This window comes from Flavobacterium sp. LHD-80 (genome assembly GCF_030929605.1).
GTDB lineage: Bacteria > Bacteroidota > Bacteroidia > Flavobacteriales > Flavobacteriaceae > Flavobacterium.
This window is the reverse complement of the sequence record NZ_JAVFVS010000008.1, coordinates 93,318-110,849: the sequence shown is the minus strand read 5'-3', so window position 1 is coordinate 110,849 and position 17,532 is coordinate 93,318. Positions and strand designations below refer to the sequence as shown.

Annotated in this window: 16 protein-coding genes; 10 read left to right on the top strand and 6 right to left on the bottom strand. The window is 33.0% G+C overall.

Going from position 1 to position 17,532, the window contains the following annotated elements; genetic code table 11:
* Positions 1-64 precede the first annotated feature (64 nt).
* On the bottom strand, positions 65-2,347 hold the full coding sequence (locus RB619_RS11910; protein WP_308097694.1) for a T9SS type A sorting domain-containing protein: 2,283 nt from the start codon (positions 2,345-2,347) through the stop codon (positions 65-67).
* Positions 2,348-2,478: 131 nt separating this feature from the next.
* A complete protein-coding gene (gene gdhA, locus RB619_RS11905; RefSeq protein ID WP_308097692.1) occupies positions 2,479-3,822 on the bottom strand; it encodes an NADP-specific glutamate dehydrogenase in 1,344 nt (447 codons plus the stop codon).
* A gap of 325 nt (positions 3,823-4,147) precedes the next feature.
* Between gdhA and RB619_RS11900 the strand changes: the two genes are divergently transcribed.
* On the top strand, positions 4,148-4,939 hold the full coding sequence (locus RB619_RS11900) for a glutamate dehydrogenase (RefSeq protein WP_308097690.1): 792 nt from the start codon (positions 4,148-4,150) through the stop codon (positions 4,937-4,939).
* 85 nt (positions 4,940-5,024) lie between these two features.
* Here RB619_RS11900 and RB619_RS11895 read toward each other — a convergent pair whose 3' ends face one another.
* Complete coding sequence (locus tag RB619_RS11895; protein ID WP_308097688.1) at positions 5,025-6,167, bottom strand: cystathionine gamma-synthase; 1,143 nt, start codon at positions 6,165-6,167, stop codon at positions 5,025-5,027.
* Between the two features lie 201 nt (positions 6,168-6,368).
* Here RB619_RS11895 and RB619_RS11890 point away from each other — a divergent pair, with 201 nt between their 5' ends.
* The 3 genes from RB619_RS11890 (at position 6,369) to RB619_RS11880 (ending at position 8,016) form a co-directional block, all read left to right on the top strand.
* Positions 6,369-7,112, top strand: coding sequence for a DUF3298 domain-containing protein (locus tag RB619_RS11890; protein ID WP_308097686.1), 744 nt, complete (start codon positions 6,369-6,371; stop codon positions 7,110-7,112).
* Positions 7,113-7,220: 108 nt separating this feature from the next.
* Entirely contained in the window at positions 7,221-7,697 is a 477-nt protein-coding gene (locus RB619_RS11885) for a hypothetical protein (protein WP_308097684.1), read from the top strand.
* Between the two features lie 10 nt (positions 7,698-7,707).
* Positions 7,708-8,016, top strand: coding sequence for a hypothetical protein (locus RB619_RS11880; RefSeq protein ID WP_308097682.1), 309 nt, complete (start codon positions 7,708-7,710; stop codon positions 8,014-8,016).
* 6 nt (positions 8,017-8,022) lie between these two features.
* On the opposite strand, the gene RB619_RS11875 is transcribed toward RB619_RS11880, so the two are convergent.
* From RB619_RS11875 to RB619_RS11865, 3 genes are all read right to left on the bottom strand, one after another.
* Positions 8,023-9,168: an ATP-binding protein gene (locus RB619_RS11875; protein WP_308097676.1), complete on the bottom strand. Its 1,146-nt coding sequence runs from the start codon at positions 9,166-9,168 to the stop codon at positions 8,023-8,025.
* 99 nt (positions 9,169-9,267) lie between these two features.
* Entirely contained in the window at positions 9,268-10,020 is a 753-nt protein-coding gene (locus tag RB619_RS11870) for an SDR family NAD(P)-dependent oxidoreductase (RefSeq protein WP_308097674.1), read from the bottom strand.
* A gap of 144 nt (positions 10,021-10,164) precedes the next feature.
* On the bottom strand, positions 10,165-11,040 hold the full coding sequence (locus RB619_RS11865) for an aldo/keto reductase (RefSeq protein WP_308097672.1): 876 nt from the start codon (positions 11,038-11,040) through the stop codon (positions 10,165-10,167).
* A gap of 224 nt (positions 11,041-11,264) precedes the next feature.
* Between RB619_RS11865 and RB619_RS11860 the strand changes: the two genes are divergently transcribed.
* From RB619_RS11860 to RB619_RS11835, 6 genes are all read left to right on the top strand, one after another.
* A complete protein-coding gene (locus RB619_RS11860; protein ID WP_142451507.1) occupies positions 11,265-12,269 on the top strand; it encodes a MoxR family ATPase in 1,005 nt (334 codons plus the stop codon).
* Positions 12,270-12,412: 143 nt separating this feature from the next.
* Positions 12,413-13,276 (top strand): DUF58 domain-containing protein, encoded by an 864-nt coding sequence (locus RB619_RS11855; RefSeq protein WP_308097671.1) that lies wholly within the window; start codon positions 12,413-12,415, stop codon positions 13,274-13,276.
* Between the two features lie 44 nt (positions 13,277-13,320).
* Complete coding sequence (locus tag RB619_RS11850; RefSeq protein WP_308097669.1) at positions 13,321-13,677, top strand: four helix bundle protein; 357 nt, start codon at positions 13,321-13,323, stop codon at positions 13,675-13,677.
* Between the two features lie 86 nt (positions 13,678-13,763).
* Complete coding sequence (locus tag RB619_RS11845; RefSeq protein ID WP_308097667.1) at positions 13,764-15,395, top strand: hypothetical protein; 1,632 nt, start codon at positions 13,764-13,766, stop codon at positions 15,393-15,395.
* Positions 15,395-16,396: a VWA domain-containing protein gene (locus tag RB619_RS11840; protein WP_308097665.1), complete on the top strand. Its 1,002-nt coding sequence runs from the start codon at positions 15,395-15,397 to the stop codon at positions 16,394-16,396. Before RB619_RS11845 ends, RB619_RS11840 begins: the two co-directional genes overlap by 1 nt.
* A gap of 74 nt (positions 16,397-16,470) precedes the next feature.
* Positions 16,471-17,505, top strand: a complete 1,035-nt coding sequence (locus tag RB619_RS11835; RefSeq protein ID WP_308097664.1) for a VWA domain-containing protein — start codon at positions 16,471-16,473, stop codon at positions 17,503-17,505.
* Positions 17,506-17,532 lie beyond the last annotated feature (27 nt).

The window sequence follows — 17,532 nt, the reverse complement described above, 5'->3', positions numbered from 1 at the left end:
TCAGATTGGAGCAAATTCACAAAAAAACTGAACACCCAAAAACTGAACACTGAATACTTATCTATTAACGAATAATCATCACTTTTTTCACTTTAGTTTCACCACCATCTTGCGCAGAAATAAAAATCATGTACACTCCTGAAGAAACTTTATATTTCCCAAAAGCAGTTGTATCCCATTCAATTGTTCCGCCTTCTGAAGTGGCTTCGTAAACTAAATTCCCTTCAATATCAGTAATTTTAATATTCGCTTTATCTAATAATCCTGCTACTTTTACTGTTCCGGAATATGTTGGTCGAACTGGATTTGGATATACATAGACACTATTTAAATCTTCATTTGCATCGGTGGCAATTCCTTTAAAAGAAATCAATCCTTTATTCGTTGCAATAAAAACTTCACCGGTGGCACTATTTATTTTAATCTCATTTATAGCATTGCTCGGTAATGGAGAATTACTGATTGTAAAATGATATTTCGTTTCTTGTCCGTTTGGAGAAACCATAAAAACCCCAGAATCACTCGTTCCAATCCATTTATTATTTGCACCGTCAACCGCGATGGAAGTTATAAATTGTTCGTAAAGCAGTTCTTGAGCTAAATTATCTTCTGTAATAATAATTGGATTCGCTTTTAACTGGCTTTCATTTTGAAAATTCCCAACATTTGACAAAACACGCAAACCTTTTGTTGTTCCTATCCAAAGCTGATTTTTAGTATCAATTGCAAGCGCTCTCACATCGGCAATTGGTAGATTTCCGGCATCGGCACCAAAAGTCATTTTTTTGAATGTATTTGTTGTTTCATTAAAACCAATAACGCCGTCGCGATTTGTGGCAATCCATTTTACACTATTTCTATCCACTAAAATACTGGCGTAGCTGCTGGCTTCGGCATCATCTAAAATTGAAGTCATTGCATAACTTCCCCATTGATTATTCGACTTTAAAGCCTTTAATCCGTTTTTAATTCGGCTGTTGGTTACCCAAAGATTTCCTGTTTTATCAAAAGCAGTTGCGTTTACACGAACATCAATATAATTTGGTCCTTCGGTAGTAATCGACTCTAAACCGCTATTTTTTTCATTATACAAAAGATTCGGAACATCATTTTCTATTCGGAGTAACCCAGAAAAAAAAGAACTTGCATAAACTTGTTTTTCATTTTTCGGATTAACAATAACTCTCGTAATCGACTTTGCATTTAAAACAGAAGAATACGGAATATTTAGCCAGCCAGAAGTATTATATTTACTCACTCCATAACTATCTAGATCATACGGATTATAATAAGTGTCATAATCTCCATAAACTGCCCAAAGAACATTTGTAGTGACGTCCATCGAGAAAATATTATTTCGTGCGGGTCCCGCTGGCGTACTATTTGTAAAAGCGCCATTGCTTGAAAGCGATGAAGAGAATAATCCTTTTTCTTTTGTTCCAATAAAAATCACATCACCTACAGCTGTTGCGCAAGTAAAATTTATAGTATTATCTAAAACCTGAGAATTACTGATCTGGCGAATCAAAACCATTTGGTTATTATAAACATAAACGGTATTGCGTATTGTTATATATAAATTGTGATTTTTTGACCTCATATCAACCGAAGCTTGGGGCAACTGCGAAAAACCAATAAAATTACTTGAGTTAAATCGATGAATATAACCGGTAGAATTAATAGCTATAAGTTCTGTGTCTACACTTTCAACACTAGACCAATCGCCAATATTTACAACAGACCACTGTTTAAAATCATTTAAATTTGGACTTGTAATATCGGCGCGTCTGATGCCGCTTGAAGTTGCTGCATAAATAAATCCGTTAAAAAACGTTGTTTGTTTTACACTGATTTCGGCACCATTATCTCCAATAAAATAGGTATCTCCAAATTGTAGAGTTGTCAAATTAAACTGCACAATTCCAAAATCACAGGAAACATAAACCAGCCCGTTATGCTCCATAAAATGATTGATTTTTTTAATATTTGGAGCTAATTGTTTATTGATAATATCTACCACTTTCAGCATACTGCCGTCAGTTTCATTGATTACAATCATCAAACCATTTTCGTAGCCGACGATTGTTTTTTTGAAAGCTTCACTATAATAAACCGCCGAAATTGTCTGACCAGAAAGTCCGTCAACAGTTGTTATTGTTTTACTTGTATTTGCAGCAGCATTTTTAACGAACAGAGCATTTTCTGAGGCCGCATAAACCCCTGTTGAAGATTCTGAAATATCTTTTATTTCGTTAAATGAAAAATAACCCTGCCATGACAATTTGTTCTGCGAAAAAGCAAATTGAAACAGAAGTAAAAACAAAACATACAGAAAACTTTTCTTCATTATTTTATGCATTCAGATAGGCAAATATACTACAAACGAAAGTATTTGTTTTTTGTTCTTTTTTATAAATAAAAAAATGCCTTCAATTGTACAAAGACAAATGAAGGCACTTCAAAAAACTATAACTAAAATTATACTACACCTTGAGCGAGCATAGCATCGGCAACTTTAACAAATCCGGCAATGTTTGCTCCTTTTACGTAGTTTACATAACCATCTTCTTCAGCACCATATTTTTTACATTGATTGTGAATTCCAACCATGATATCTTTTAATCTCAAATCTACCTCTTCACTTGTCCAGTTAAGACGAATAGAGTTTTGCGTCATTTCTAATCCAGAAGCCGCAACTCCACCAGCGTTAGCTGCTTTTCCAGGAGCAAAAAGAACTTTATTATCTAAGAAAAGTTTAATTGCATCTAAAGTAGAAGGCATATTTGCTGCTTCAGTTACACATAAAACGCCGTTATCAATAAGTTTTTTAGCATCTTCGCCAGTTAACTCATTTTGAGTCGCACATGGAATCGCAATATCAACTTTTACTTCCCAAGGGCTTTTTCCTTTATGGAAAACAGCATTTGGATATTTCTCTAAATATCTTTCAGCTCTATTATCTCCAGTTGCTCTCATTTCAACCATATAGTCGATTTTTTCTCCAGAGATTCCATCTTCATCATAAATATAACCATCAGGACCAGAAATAGTAACTACTTTTCCTCCAAGTTCATTTATTTTCAGTGCAACTCCCCAAGCCACATTTCCAAATCCAGAAATCGCAACTCTTTTACCTTTAATATCGTGACCTATAGTACGAAGCATTTGATCTGTAAAATATACCACACCGTAACCTGTAGCTTCTGGTCTGATTAATGAACCTCCGTAAGCCAAACCTTTTCCAGTTAAAACTCCAGTAAATTCATTTCTGATTCTTTTATATTGACCAAACAAATAACCAATTTCTCTTGCTCCAACACCAATATCTCCTGCAGGAACGTCAAGATCTGGACCAATATGACGACATAATTCTGTCATAAATGATTGGCAGAAACGCATGATTTCTCCATCAGATTTTCCTTCTGGATCAAAATCAGAACCTCCTTTTCCTCCTCCCATTGGAAGAGTTGTTAAACTGTTTTTAAAAACTTGTTCAAAAGCCAAGAATTTTAAAACTGATAAGTTTACTGTGTGATGAAAACGAATTCCACCTTTGTAAGGTCCAATTGCTGAATTCATTTGGATTCTAAATCCTCTGTTTACAATAATTTCTCCTTTATCGTCTACCCATGGAACTCTAAAAATTATAGATCTTTCTGGTTCAGCTATTCTTAAAAGTAAATTTTTTCCATCATATTTTTTTCTTTCGGCAATAAACGGAATTACTGTTTCTGCAAATTCTCTGACAGCTTGAAGAAATTCTGGTTCGTTTGGATTTTTTGACTCAACTAGAGCCATAAATTCATTTATTTTTTGTTCCATTTTTAAATCAATTATTCAAATAATAGTTTTTAGCTTACATCTAATTATAATACGAAAATACGCCATAGAAAACGTTTTCGTAACAACATGCAAAGATAAGGCAAAACAATGATGATTTGTTATTTTTTTTCGTTTTTGAAGAAGAATTGTGTAATTTCTAAACAAAAGGAAAAATACAATTTTACACGTCCGGAATTACATCAAATCATCACACTTAAAGTCAGAAAATTAAGTGTTTTGTTACTAATTTTTTAATAGAAGTATTTAATGTTTTGTTTGCACAAGCTTTTTTATATATTTGCCAAGATTTGAAAGCCCCAAAACTATGCTCAAACCCGTAATTATCACACTATTTGCCATTCTTGGAATCAGTTCTACAGCCAACGCTCAATCAGATTTAGCACAAGAAATAGGAATATTCGCAGGACCTGTCACACTGCAGTCAGATTTTGGACAAAGAAACAATTTTGACACTAACGTTGGAAATAGTGGATATGGCATCGGACTTATGCATTTTATCAACTTTTCAGCTGCTAATAACCGAGAAAGTTTTTTTACTGAACACTTTAAAGTTCGATCTGAATTGTCATTTAGCCATACACAGTTAAAGCACTTTGGAAAATGGGTTGAAAAAAATCCACCAACTCCAGCTGTTATTATGTTAAAAAACATGCATGCAAGCACGACAACAGTAGGATTGGGATCTCAATTAGAATTTTCTTTTATCAAAATACATGATTTCGAAAATACAGTTGGTAGCTTCAGTCCGTATTTAAGCGCTGGATTTCAAGTAAATTATTATTCTGCTAAGGTTGGTTCACATTTAGGCGATTTAACGCTTCCAAATGTTACTGTTGGAAAATATTTAACACCTTCTGATGGAAGACCGCACGGGTTCTCTACTGAAACCGGAGTTGTTGTTTCTGCAACTGGTGGCGTTGGTGTTCATTATAAATTGACAGAAATGAGTGATTTAATGTTTGAAACTCGTTTTCAAATGTACAGCAGTGACTGGATTGATGGTTTGAATCCAAATAAAGATATTTACAAAGAAAACAAATCAAATGACTGGCAAGTATGGTTTAACTTTGGTTACATCTATTACTTAGAGTTCTAGAAATAATTAAATTTCAAAATATAAAAATCCCAAATTCCAAAATAACTAAAATTGGAATTTGGGATTTTTTATTTAGAAATTATTTTTATGCTAAAGCCTGTTCTAAATCAGCGATTAAATCTTCTGCATCTTCGATACCAACACTTAATCTTACTAAATCATCAGTGATACCAACTTCAGCTCTTTTATCTGCAGGAATTGATGCATGCGTCATTAAAGCCGGATGATTTGCTAATGATTCAACTCCACCTAAAGATTCTGCAAGTGTAAATACTTTCAGTTTCTCTAAAAAGTCAATAGAATCTTCTTTTTTGCCCGATTTAAAAGTAAACGAAACCATTCCACCAAAAGCTTTCATTTGTTTCTTAGCAATTTCATGAAACGGATGATTTTTTAATCCTGGATAATAAACCGTTTTGATTTTTGGATGATTACTCAAAAATTCTACTACTTTTTCTCCGTTTTCACAGTGTCTTTGAACTCTTAGCGAAAGTGTTTTTATTCCTCTTAAAACCAAAAAGCTGTCCATTGGTCCTAACGTTGCACCAGTTGCAAATTGCTGAAAATGCAATTGATCGCCTAAAGCTTCATCTTTTACAATTAAAGCGCCTGCAATTACATCAGAATGTCCTCCTAAATATTTTGTAGCCGAGTGCATTACGATGTCAGCTCCTAAATCAAGTGGTTTTTGCAAATACGGAGTTGCAAACGTATTATCAACTGCAAATAAAATATTATTTGCTTTTGTGATTTTAGCAACTTCTTCAATATCTGCTAATTTCATTAACGGATTTGTAGGCGTTTCAACCCAAACTAATTTTGTATTTTCATTGATCAACGATTTCAATTTCTCCAGATCTGTCATATCAACAAAATGAAACTTAATCCCAGAATCTTTATAAATTCTAGAAAACATTCTATACGTTCCACCATACAAATCATCCATCGCAATGATTTCATCGCCTGCTTTAAATGATCTTAAAATACAATCCGTTGCCGCTAAACCAGATGAAAAAGCTAATCCGCGCGTACCATTTTCAATACTTGCCAATGCATTTTCTAAAGCACTACGAGTTGGGTTAGACGCTCTGCTGTATTCATAATCTGCCAAAGGTTTTCCCGGACTTGTTTGAACAAAAGTTGAAGTTTGATAAACAGGAGGCATTACTGCTCCCGTACTTGGATCATGGTGTTGGCCCCCATGTATTACTTTAGTGTTGAATTTCATATAGTTACAAATTTTAAATGCTTAAATACTGTACAAATTTACCGTTTAATTTATTCTAATCCTGATACAAGTTCTTACCTTTGTATATAATTAACATTTTTTGATTAAAAATCCCTGCCAGCCAGACTTTTGCAAAAGCTAAATTTCATTTCAAAAAAAAGTGTTACCTTTTATGTCTCCTAACAAATAACTTTTACATATATGAAACACTGTACTTTTTTAGTCTTTTTGTTTTTGATATTCACAAGTTGTAACAAAGAGCTTTCATTTGAAAATGAAACATTTGAAGAAAAATCGCATCTTCCTTGCAAAAATGATTGTCCAAAAATCACCATTGATATTCCGATTGCAAAAAATAAAGGAATTGTTGCCGACAGTATAAACAAAAAGGTTTTTTCAGTCGTAAAGGAAATTGTTTATTTTGGGGAAGATCCTGCAAAAGCAAACGATTACAACACTTTATCAAAATCTTTTATTGATTCCTACGAAGAAATGCACAAAAAATTTCCAACTGAAACTTTTGGATGGGAAGGAAAAATTGTTGGAAACGTCGAATTTCATTCAGAAACTATTTTAAACATCAAAATTGATCATTACACTTTTACTGGCGGTGCTCACGGATATCAAGGCTTTCGATCTTTATTATTTGATCCAAAAACCGGAAAAACAATTTTTACTGATCAATTATTTATAAACAAAAAAGAGTTTTTGGCTTTCGCCGAAAAAAAATTCAGAGCAAAATATAAAATTCCCTCCAAAGCAAATATCAATGCAACAGGATTAATGTTTGAAAACGACAAATTCCAATTACCTCAGAATATTTTTTATACGGAAGAAGGTCTTCTTTTATATTACAATTCATATGAAGCTGCATCATATGCTGACGGGCCAAAAGAAGTGCTTTTTCCATACGAAGAGGTAAACCAATATTTGAAATATCAATAATCGTTTTAAGTATAATTTATTAAAACCACTAAATCTAAAGCAAAACAAAATATAAGTATTTTCCTATATTTTATTATATTTGGATTCTATTTTAATTTTGTCGTACAAATGCTAACCTTTAATCAATCAGGATTATTAGTTCCTGATAACAAAATCAACTCAACAATTCAAGAACTAGAAAATGAGTTCGTACTAAAGATTCCCTCTACAAAAAGAAAAGAAATTTTCGAAGCTTATGTTAAATATAATGAGGATTTCAAAAAAGTATGTAAATTAGATGAACTACATCAATGGATTAATGGATCTTACGTAACAAAAAAGAACAATCCTGGAGATATTGATTTAGTCACGTTTTTAGATCACGAAATAATTACTCAATTAGGCTCAAATTTAGATCCATTTAAATATCCTAATTCAGAAATTATTTATGGGGTTGATGCTTATATTATTGAGGTTTATCCCGAAAATCATATTAACAATTTCAGATACATAAGTGATAAGGCTTACTGGCTTGATCGATTTACAAAAACGAGAAGAATTAGAGGGAATAAACTATCAAAAGGGTTTTTAGAAATAAAATTTTAATTTATAACAAATGAAAGATAATAAGCTATATCATATTTTAGACCTGATAGAAGAAATAGATAAGGTTGATAAAATGCTTATCTTACATAAAGATTCAGATTCTGACTTGATGTCAAGCCAGTATAAAAATCAGAAATTAAAACTAAGTAATTATTTAGTAAAAGAACTTTTGACTAACAGCGACAATAGAACAGAAGTTATGTATATAATTAAACTTTTTATAGAGAAATTCTACAATAATGAAATGAGTCATTTGCAATTTGAGGAAAATGACAACTTAAAAAAGATTGAAGATGTATTTATTGAAAACTATGCTTAATATACGTCACTGAACATCATATTTCATTTTACGAAGAATTCTTAAAGCTTCTTTAAATGATAAATACACTTGAGAAAAAGGTTTCAACAACAATTTTGAATCGATTAATTTTTGTTTCGCTTCGTCAAAACCATTCAAATAACAAATCATAAAAGTAGAAGGAAGATTTTCTAGATCAATTAATTCACGTTCAGACAAAGCAAATCCTTTTTGCAATTTTTGAAGCAATGCGATATTTGAATTGTAAATATGATAAAGCATTTTTCTGTTGAATTCTGGCGGTTGAAAAAGCATTTTACGATCAATTTTATAATAGCCGTTATCAAAAAAATGAATCGTTTGTTCTTCTAAAGGATAATAACTTGTTTTGTCATTTAATCCAAGTGGAACATATTCGGTTATTGTAAAACTGTCGTCGTTGTAAACAATCGTAACAACATCCTGAGCGGAATAAAAAAGTTTAATTTGTTCGTTGATTAATTCAATGTCAACGCGCGAAAGAAAAGTTTTGTCTCGAGATTTTTTAGGAACTCCTGCCCAGCAAATCACAAATAATTCTTTAAAAACATGATATTTTGGCGACATATCTTTATGTCTGAAATTCATAAAATCAAAAACACCGTCTAAAGTATATTGTATGCTGTTTCGGGAACTGTTTTCGATACCGATTACGGTTTCTGTATTTTGATAATTCTTCTCGACTTCCTCGTGATTCTCTAAAGGAATCGAATTACTGCCACGCCTCACAAAAATACTGTTAGCAAGAATGGTGTGAATTCCTTTTTTAAAATAGGAAATTTTGCTTTTGGGTTTAATAGTCACCAATCCTATTACTTTATCTTTTGGAAGATTAGGAAATGGCACATTCTCGTATTGAATTTTTGGTGGATTTTCAAGAAAAGCATTGACCAAATTCTGAATTCTACTATCATCAAAAAAATCGTCACCAACAATTTCGTTGTCCTGATCTTCGACTCCAACCACGATATAAGAATTATTAGTTGGATTTGAATTTGAAAGCGCGCAAATGTGTTTTAAAAATTTTCCTTTGCCTTCTCGCGAATGCAAATTCAATTGCCTTTTTTTATCATAAAAACTGCTCTCGTCATTGTGAGCAAGTAAATTCTTTATTAAAAGGCGTTTATTAATCATTTGTTTTAGACTTCTTAGATTTTTAGATATTAGACTTCTTAGACATTAGACTTCTTAGACATTCATTCTAAGAAGTCTAAGTTAGTCTAAAATTCTAAGTTAGTCTCTTTTAACAATTGTTGCTGAGGCTTGCGCCGTTGGAAACACAATTAAATCAGCAATATTTACATGATACTTTCTTGAAACTACAAAATGAATAATATCTGCAATATCTTCTGCTTGCAACGCATCTAAGCCTTTATATACAGTTGAAGCTCTATTGGCATCGCCTTTAAAACGCACTTCGCTGAATTCTGTTTCTACCATTCCGGGATGAATTGCTCCTACTCTAATTCCGTAAGGATTTAAATCCATTCGCATTCCGTTGTTGATTGCGTCAACAGCGTGTTTTGAAGCGCAATAAACATTTCCGTTTGGATACACTTCTTTTCCAGCAATGGATCCAATATTAATAATATGACCCGATTTTCTTTCAATCATCTGCGGAATAATTGCTTTTGAAACATACAAAAGTCCTTTTACGTTAATATCAATCATGGCATCCCAATCGTCAATATTTCCATTTTGAATCGGATCTAAACCATGCGCATTTCCTGCATTATTAATCAAAACATCAATAGTCGAAAAATCTGCCGGCAATGAACCAATTTCTGCAAAAACAGCGTCTTTATCTCTAACATCAAATGATAAAGAATATACTTCTGTAAAAGCCGAAAGTTCTTTTTCTAATTCTTCTAAACGATCTTTACGTCTTCCGCAAAGAATAATTTTATAATTGTTTTTTGCCAATATTTGTGCGGTTGCTTTTCCAATTCCGCTTGTTGCTCCAGTAATTAGGGCTGCTTTTTTCATTTTTTTTTATTTTTTAGCCACAGATTTTACAGATTACAATGATTTAAATCTGTGCAAATCCGTTTAATCTGTAAAATCTGTGGCCAATATTTTTTTAATAGCTTTTTAGCTGAACACTAAAAACTGTAAACTGAATACTAAAAATTAAGGCACATCGTCGCCCATGCTTTCCGTCCAGATTGCAAACCAGTCTTCCTTGTCCATATCTAATTCAACCGCTTTCAATAAAGATTGAATTCTGGCAACGTTAACCGTTCCTGCAATTGGAATAACGCCTGCTGGATGTTTTAAAATCCAAGCCAACAAAAGTGTATCTGCACCCAAATGATATTTTTCTAATAACACTGAAAACAGTTTTTTCAATCGACGTGTTTTTTTGGTATCTTCTCTAAAAACAGTTCCAAGCGGATTCCAAGATAACGGGCGAATTCCGTGCGTCTGCATATAATCCAAACTTCCGTCAACCATTGGCTCAAAATGCGTTGCCGAAAATTGCACCTGATTATAGCTTACTTCTGTTTTCTGGCGAATTAATTCCGTTTGAGAATTAGTAAAATTCGAAAGTCCGAAATCAATAATTTTCCCATCCGATTTTAATTTCTCAACTGCTTCAGCAATTTCATCAGCTTGCATTAGCGGACTTGGTCTGTGCAGTAAAAACACATCAATATAATCTGTTTTTAGCTTTTTAAGCGATTCTTCTACAGACCAAATTATATAGTCTTTAGAATAATCATAATGTTTGATTTTGTTTTCCGGTCGTTTTTCAGCAATCATCTGAATACCGCACTTGGTAATTAATTGTAATTTTTCTCGGGAAATTTTACTTGCTTTGAAGGCTTTTCCAAAATCAGCTTCGGTGGTATAATCGCCGTAAATATCGGCGTGATCAAAAGTGGTAATTTTGTTTTCGATACTAATTTGTATCAAGTTTTCCATTTCTTTAGTTGAAAGGTTTTTGTCCCAGATTCCCCAATTCATAGTGCCTGAAATAATAGGCGATAATGTTGTTTTGCTCATGGTTATATTGCGTTATTTTTGGTAATAAATATGCTTTTTAAAAACATATCCATCAAAGTTCTTAAAAATATAAAAATAGATTCACAATTCGTCCTTAAAATTAGGTCTTTGGTCGAAGTTTTAACCATTCTTTAACATCTTACTTCTCAAAAAATATTCAATTTGCACTCTCAAAAACAAGGCGTAAAAATCAAAGGTTCAAAAAGGCTTTTAAAAATATTTATATGGAAGAAAATACAACGACTTTAGACATTAGAGCGATAAATGAAAAAATTGAAAGAGAAAGTGCTTTTATAGACCTTCTTACAATGGAAATGAACAAAGTTATTGTGGGCCAGAAACATATGGTCGAACGTTTATTAATTGGTCTTTTAGGACAAGGGCACATTTTATTAGAAGGTGTTCCTGGTTTGGCAAAGACTTTAGCAATTAACACACTTTCTCAAGCAGTTCAAGGTTCTTTCAGCCGTATCCAGTTTACTCCGGATTTATTACCTGCCGATGTTATTGGGACAATGATCTACAACATCAAAGCAAACGAATTTTCTATTAAAAAAGGGCCAATTTTTGCCAACTTCGTACTTGCCGATGAGATCAACCGTGCTCCAGCAAAAGTTCAGTCTGCACTTTTGGAGGCGATGCAGGAAAAACAAGTAACTATTGGTGACACGACTTTCAAATTAGATCGTCCGTTTTTAGTATTGGCAACTCAAAACCCTGTTGAGCAAGAAGGAACGTACCAACTTCCTGAAGCGCAAGTTGACCGTTTCATGTTGAAAACCGTAATTGACTACCCAAAAATTGACGAAGAACGTTTTGTAATTCGCCAAAATTTAAAAGGAAGTTATGAAAAAGTAAATCCTGTAGTTTCTGTAGATCAAATTTTGCGCGCGCAAGAAGCTGTTCGTGAAGTTTACATGGACGAAAAAATCGAAAAATATATCTTAGATATCATCTTTGCTACTCGTTATCCAGAGAAGTACAAATTAGCCGACTTAAAACCTCTTATCAGTTTTGGAGCATCGCCGCGTGGAAGTATCAATTTAGCAAATGCAGCTAAATGTTACGCTTTCATCAAACGTCGCGGATATGTAATTCCAGAAGACGTTCGTGCTGTTGTACACGATGTTTTACGTCACAGAGTTGGAATAACATATGAGGCTGAAGCCGAAAACATTACTTCTGTAGACATTATCAACAAAATCGTAAACGAGATTGAAGTACCTTAAAAAAAGTGCTCAGTGTTCAGGTTTTAGTATTCAGTCAGCAAACTGATACTTTGATTCTTGAACACTAACAAAAGACAGAAAGACCTTTTAGATTTTGAACTTCACTGAACACTTTCTAACTGATCACTGAACACTAATAAAAAATGGATACAAAAGAGCTTTTAAAAAAAGTACGGAAAATAGAAATCAAAACCAAAAGACTGAGCAATCATATCTTTTCGGGAGAGTACCATTCTTCATTTAAAGGGCGCGGGATGACTTTTAGCGAGGTGCGTCAATACCAATATGGCGATGATATTCGTAACATCGATTGGAATGTAACCGCACGCTACAATGAAGCTCACGTTAAAGTTTTTGAAGAAGAACGCGAATTGACCATGGTTTTAATGGTTGATATTTCGGGTTCAGAAAGTTTTGGTTCAAAAAGCCAATTTAAAAAAGACATCGTAACCGAAATTGCGGCAACGATGGCTTTTTCGGCTACACAAAACAATGACAAGATTGGATTAATCTTGTTTTCTGATAATGTCGAATTGTACATTCCTCCAAAAAAAGGCCGTTCGCATGTTTTGAGAATCATTCGTGAATTAATCGAATTTGAACCTAAAAGCAACAAAACGGATATTTCTGAAGCTTTGAAATTTTTATCCGGAACTCAGAAAAAGAAAGCCATTGTTTTTATGATTTCAGATTTTATGTCTGAAAACTACGAGCAAACATTAAAAATTGCTTCAAAAAAACATGACCTTACAGGAGTTCGTGTGTATGATATTCGCGAAGAAAAAATTCCAAATTTAGGAATGGTAAATATGCTTGATGCTGAAACCGGAAAAACAATTCTGGTTGACACAGGATCAAAAACGGTTCGAATGAATTACGAAAAACACTATCAAGAAAGAGTAAATTATTTCAAAGAAACATTTAGTAAATCGGGCGCTGGTGTAGTAAATTCCAGAGTCGACGAAAATTATGTAACTAAATTATTAGGCTATTTCAAATCGAGATAAAGATTTTTGATTTTTGATGGATGTAGATGCTTAAGATTTAAAAAATGAATAAACAACAATTAGAAAATAGATTGATTGATTTTGCCGCAAGCATAATAAGACTCACTATTAAATTTGAAAAAAACTACGCTGGGAATCATTTATTAGGACAAATAACCCGTTCTAGTACATCACCAGCTTTAAATTATGGTGAAGCGCAAAGTGCAGAAAGCAAAAAAGATTTTATTCATAAAATGGGAATTTGCCTGAAAGAATTAAGAGAAACATTTGTTTGTTTAAAAATAATAGAAAAAGCAAACCTGACAGCAGATTTAGAGAGTCTAACAAAAGCAAAAGAAGAAGCGAATCAATTAATCTCAATTTTTGTATCAAGTATTAAAACATCAAAAAATAATTCATAAAAATTAAAGATTACCATTTTAGAAACTATTGACAATCTTAGGAAAAATCAAAAATCAAAAATCGTTAATCTTCAATCGTTAATCAAATGAAATTAAAATTTTACATATTTTTATTTTTACTTACTTCGGCAGGTTTTGCGCAGCAAAAACAAGTTGAAACAAGCATCGATACTACTAAAAACAAAATTGGCGCCGAGTTTAAACTTACGCTGAAAACAGTTGTAAGTTCAAAATCGAAAGTTGTTTTTCCTAAACAAAAAACATTTGGGCCTTTAGAAGTTATTCAATCTTATCCTATTGATACGGTAAAGAAAGACGGCAATTATGAGCTGATCAAAAAATATGGACTAACACAATTTGATTCTGGAAAATATACTATTCCGCCAGTTAAGATTTTAATCGACAAAAAGCCATTTTTCTCTGATTCTATTAAAGTTGAAGTTGCCAATGTAAAAGTCGATACTTTACAGCAAAAAATGTACGACATCAAAGACATCAGTACTGGAGACGAAGGTCTTGGAAATTGGTGGAAATATGTTTTAGCAGTATTAATTATTCTTGGAATCGGTGCTTTTGTGTATTGGTACGTAAAAAAACGCCAACAAAAGAAAATCGAAGAAGAAGTTTATAAAACGCCAATCGAAAAAGCGACAAGCCTTTTAAACAACTTGGAACAAAAAGAATTGGTTCAAAAAGGTGAAATCAAAGAATACTACAGCGAACTAACTGATATTGCCAGAAATTATATCGAAGAAGCCATTCACATTCCAGCAATGGAAAGCACAACTTCAGAACTAATTCAAGCCATCAGAACAGCATCGACTAAAAAGAAAATGACTTTAACGCCGGAAACGGTTGAAAATTTAGAACGCGTTTTACGTCAGGCCGATTTAGTAAAATTTGCAAAATCAAAACCATTAGATTTTGAAATTACTGATGACAGAAACAAAATCCAAAAAGTAATTTTAACGCTGGATAATGCAATTCCGACTGAAATTCCATCAGAAGAAGATGAATTACTAAATGAAGCTCAAAGACAAAAGCAGATAAAACTTCAATTAAAGAAACAAAGAAACAAACGTATTTCTATTGCTGTAGCCTCTGTTATTGGTTTATTGATTGCAACAACAGCCGTTTGGATTGCTGTAAAAGGTTTCACGAATGTAAAAGATACCATTTTATTGAACCCAACCAAGCGTCTTCTAGAAAGCGAATGGGTAAAAAGTGAATACGGAAATCCTGGCGTTTTAATTGAAACTCCAAAAGTTTTAAAACGAATGGATCCGTTGAAAGTTCTTCCGAAAGATGCCATGGCGTTGATTAAGGAAATGCAACTTTTTGTTTATGGAGGCATGACTGACAATTTTTATATTGCAATTTCAACGAGTAAATTTAAAACTCCAACAGAAATTGATTTGGCTAAAACGTTAGAAGGTTCATTAAAAATCATTGAAGCTCAAGGCGGACAAAATATTATTGTAAAACAAGAAGATTATCAAACAAACGAAGGCGTCCAGGGCTTAAAAGGATACGGCACAATGACGGTTATAAATCCTATTACTAAAAGCAGTACAAAAGTGTATTATGAAATTCTTCTGTTCAAACAAGAACAAGGATTACAGCAAATTATCATTTCGCATGAAGAAGGCGACAGCTATGGAAATACTATTACTGACCGAATTTTAAATTCTGTTGAACTTAAAAAAGCTAGCAACTAATGGGAAAGATCACTTTTTTAAATCCAGAATTCTTTTGGCTGTTTCTTTTGATTCCGGTTGTCATTGCTTGGTATTTTTGGAAAAGAAATCAGCAATCTGCAACTTTAAAAATGAGTTCGACAACAGGTTTTAAAAACAGCGAATCATTGCTGGTAAAACTAAAACCTAGCTTATATGTTTTCAGAATTCTTGCATTATGTTCTTTGATTATTGCTTTAGCAAGACCAAGAACGGTTGATGTGAGCAATCAAACCAAAACAACTAAAGGAATTGATATTGTAATGGCAATTGACGTTTCTGGAAGTATGCTGGCAAAAGATTTAAAGCCAAACCGTATGGAAGCTTTAAAAAGAGTTGCTGCAGATTTTGTTGGAGAACGACCAAATGATCGAATCGGGTTGGTTTTATATGCTTCTGAAGCGTATACAAAAACACCTGTTACAAGTGACAAAGCGATTATTTTAGAAGCAATTAAAGAAATTAAGTATGATAATGCATTGCAAGACGGAACCGGAATTGGAATGGGCCTTGCAACAGCAGTAAATCGTCTTAAAGATAGCAAAGCAAAAAGCCGTGTTATTATTTTATTGACGGATGGTGTTAATAATGCCGGATTTATTGAGCCAGAAACTGCTGCCGATATTGCAAAACAATACGGAATCAAAGTTTACACAATTGGAATTGGAAGTAATGGAATGGCTGAATCTCCATATGCGTATGGACCTAACGGCGGATTCCTATTTAAATTGCAAAAAGTAGAAATTGACGAGCAGTTAATGAAAAGCATCGCCCGCAAAACGGATGGAACGTATTTTAGAGCAACAAGCAACGACAGACTTGCCCAAATTTACAACGCAATCAACAAATTAGAAACAACCGAAATACAAGAATTAAAGTTCTACGATTATGACGAAAAATATAGATTTTTTGTTTCATTCGCAGTTCTTTTATTGCTGTTAGAAGTTGGTTTAAGAAATACAGTTTACAGAAGCTTTATTTAATATTTTAGTCACAGTCACGGTTCTCAGCTTACAGCTGAAAACTGTAACTGAAAACTGAAAACTAGAATTAAGAAATGGAATTAGACGAAAAAAAATATTTATACCTTTTATTCTTACTGCCAATTTTGGTTTGTATTTTTCTTTTCAATGTATATTGGAAGCGAAAAAAACAACGCGAATTTGGTGATGTCGAAATGGTCAAAAAGCTGAGCCCTGAAAGTTCTGTTTTCAAACCAGTATTAAAATTATCGATTATACTTTTAGCACTTGCCTGCTTAATTATAGGTTTAGTGAATCCGAAGATTGGGACTAAAATGGAAACCGTAAAACGTGAAGGTATTGATATTGTTTTTGCTGTCGACGTTTCTAAAAGTATGCTTGCTGAAGATGTTGCACCAAGCCGTTTAGAAAAAAGCAAGCAAATTGTTTCGCAAATTATCAATCAGTTAGGAAGCGACCGAATTGGAATTGTGGCATACGCAGGAAGTGCTTTCCCGGTTTTGCCAATTACTACCGATTACAGCGTTGCTAAAATGTTCCTTCAAAGTATGAGTCCAGATATGGTTTCGTCTCAAGGAACTTCGCTTGATGAAGCAATTCGATTATCAGCAACTTATTTTGATGAAAAAAGCAAAACAAGCAAACTATTGATTTTGATTTCTGATGGAGAAGATCATTCTGAAGGCGCAATTGCTGCCGCAGAAGAAGCCAACAAATTGGGAATGAAAATCATTACAATTGGTATTGGAACTGAAAAAGGAGGTACTATTCCATTAAAAGAAAATGGAATTGTAAGAAATCATCAAAAAGATCAAAATGGAGCAATTGTAATCACTAAATTAAATCAAGAAGGCTTAAAAACGATTGCAAAAGCAACAAAAGGTGGTTATGTTTACGGCGGAAATACTAAAGAAGTTTTGGATTACGTAAAAAACGCTTTGAACAATATCCAGAAAACAGAATTTGAAGCAACACAAATGGCCGAATTTCAATCGCAATTTCAATGGTTCCTTTGTTTTGCTTTTCTGCTATTATTCTTGGACATTTTCTTATTGGAAAGAAAAACAAATTGGATAAAAGAGTTGAATTTATTTAACGAAAAGAAATAATTGTTCTGCTAAAATCTTGGAACAAAA

Bases quoted from the DNA above. Each gene is read 5' to 3' on its own strand.
- RB619_RS11910 (WP_308097694.1), bottom strand. From the start codon at position 2,347: ATGAAGAAAAGTTTTCTGTATGTTTTGTTTTTACTTCTGTTTCAATTT.
- gdhA (WP_308097692.1), bottom strand. From the start codon at position 3,822: ATGGAACAAAAAATAAATGAATTTATGGCTCTAGTTGAGTCAAAAAAT.
- RB619_RS11900 (WP_308097690.1), top strand. From the start codon at position 4,148: ATGCTCAAACCCGTAATTATCACACTATTTGCCATTCTTGGAATCAGT.
- RB619_RS11895 (WP_308097688.1), bottom strand. From the start codon at position 6,167: ATGAAATTCAACACTAAAGTAATACATGGGGGCCAACACCATGATCCA.
- RB619_RS11890 (WP_308097686.1), top strand. From the start codon at position 6,369: ATGAAACACTGTACTTTTTTAGTCTTTTTGTTTTTGATATTCACAAGT.
- RB619_RS11885 (WP_308097684.1), top strand. From the start codon at position 7,221: ATGCTAACCTTTAATCAATCAGGATTATTAGTTCCTGATAACAAAATC.
- RB619_RS11880 (WP_308097682.1), top strand. From the start codon at position 7,708: ATGAAAGATAATAAGCTATATCATATTTTAGACCTGATAGAAGAAATA.
- RB619_RS11875 (WP_308097676.1), bottom strand. From the start codon at position 9,168: ATGATTAATAAACGCCTTTTAATAAAGAATTTACTTGCTCACAATGAC.
- RB619_RS11870 (WP_308097674.1), bottom strand. From the start codon at position 10,020: ATGAAAAAAGCAGCCCTAATTACTGGAGCAACAAGCGGAATTGGAAAA.
- RB619_RS11865 (WP_308097672.1), bottom strand. From the start codon at position 11,040: ATGAGCAAAACAACATTATCGCCTATTATTTCAGGCACTATGAATTGG.
- RB619_RS11860 (WP_142451507.1), top strand. From the start codon at position 11,265: ATGGAAGAAAATACAACGACTTTAGACATTAGAGCGATAAATGAAAAA.
- RB619_RS11855 (WP_308097671.1), top strand. From the start codon at position 12,413: ATGGATACAAAAGAGCTTTTAAAAAAAGTACGGAAAATAGAAATCAAA.
- RB619_RS11850 (WP_308097669.1), top strand. From the start codon at position 13,321: ATGAATAAACAACAATTAGAAAATAGATTGATTGATTTTGCCGCAAGC.
- RB619_RS11845 (WP_308097667.1), top strand. From the start codon at position 13,764: ATGAAATTAAAATTTTACATATTTTTATTTTTACTTACTTCGGCAGGT.
- RB619_RS11840 (WP_308097665.1), top strand. From the start codon at position 15,395: ATGGGAAAGATCACTTTTTTAAATCCAGAATTCTTTTGGCTGTTTCTT.
- RB619_RS11835 (WP_308097664.1), top strand. From the start codon at position 16,471: ATGGAATTAGACGAAAAAAAATATTTATACCTTTTATTCTTACTGCCA.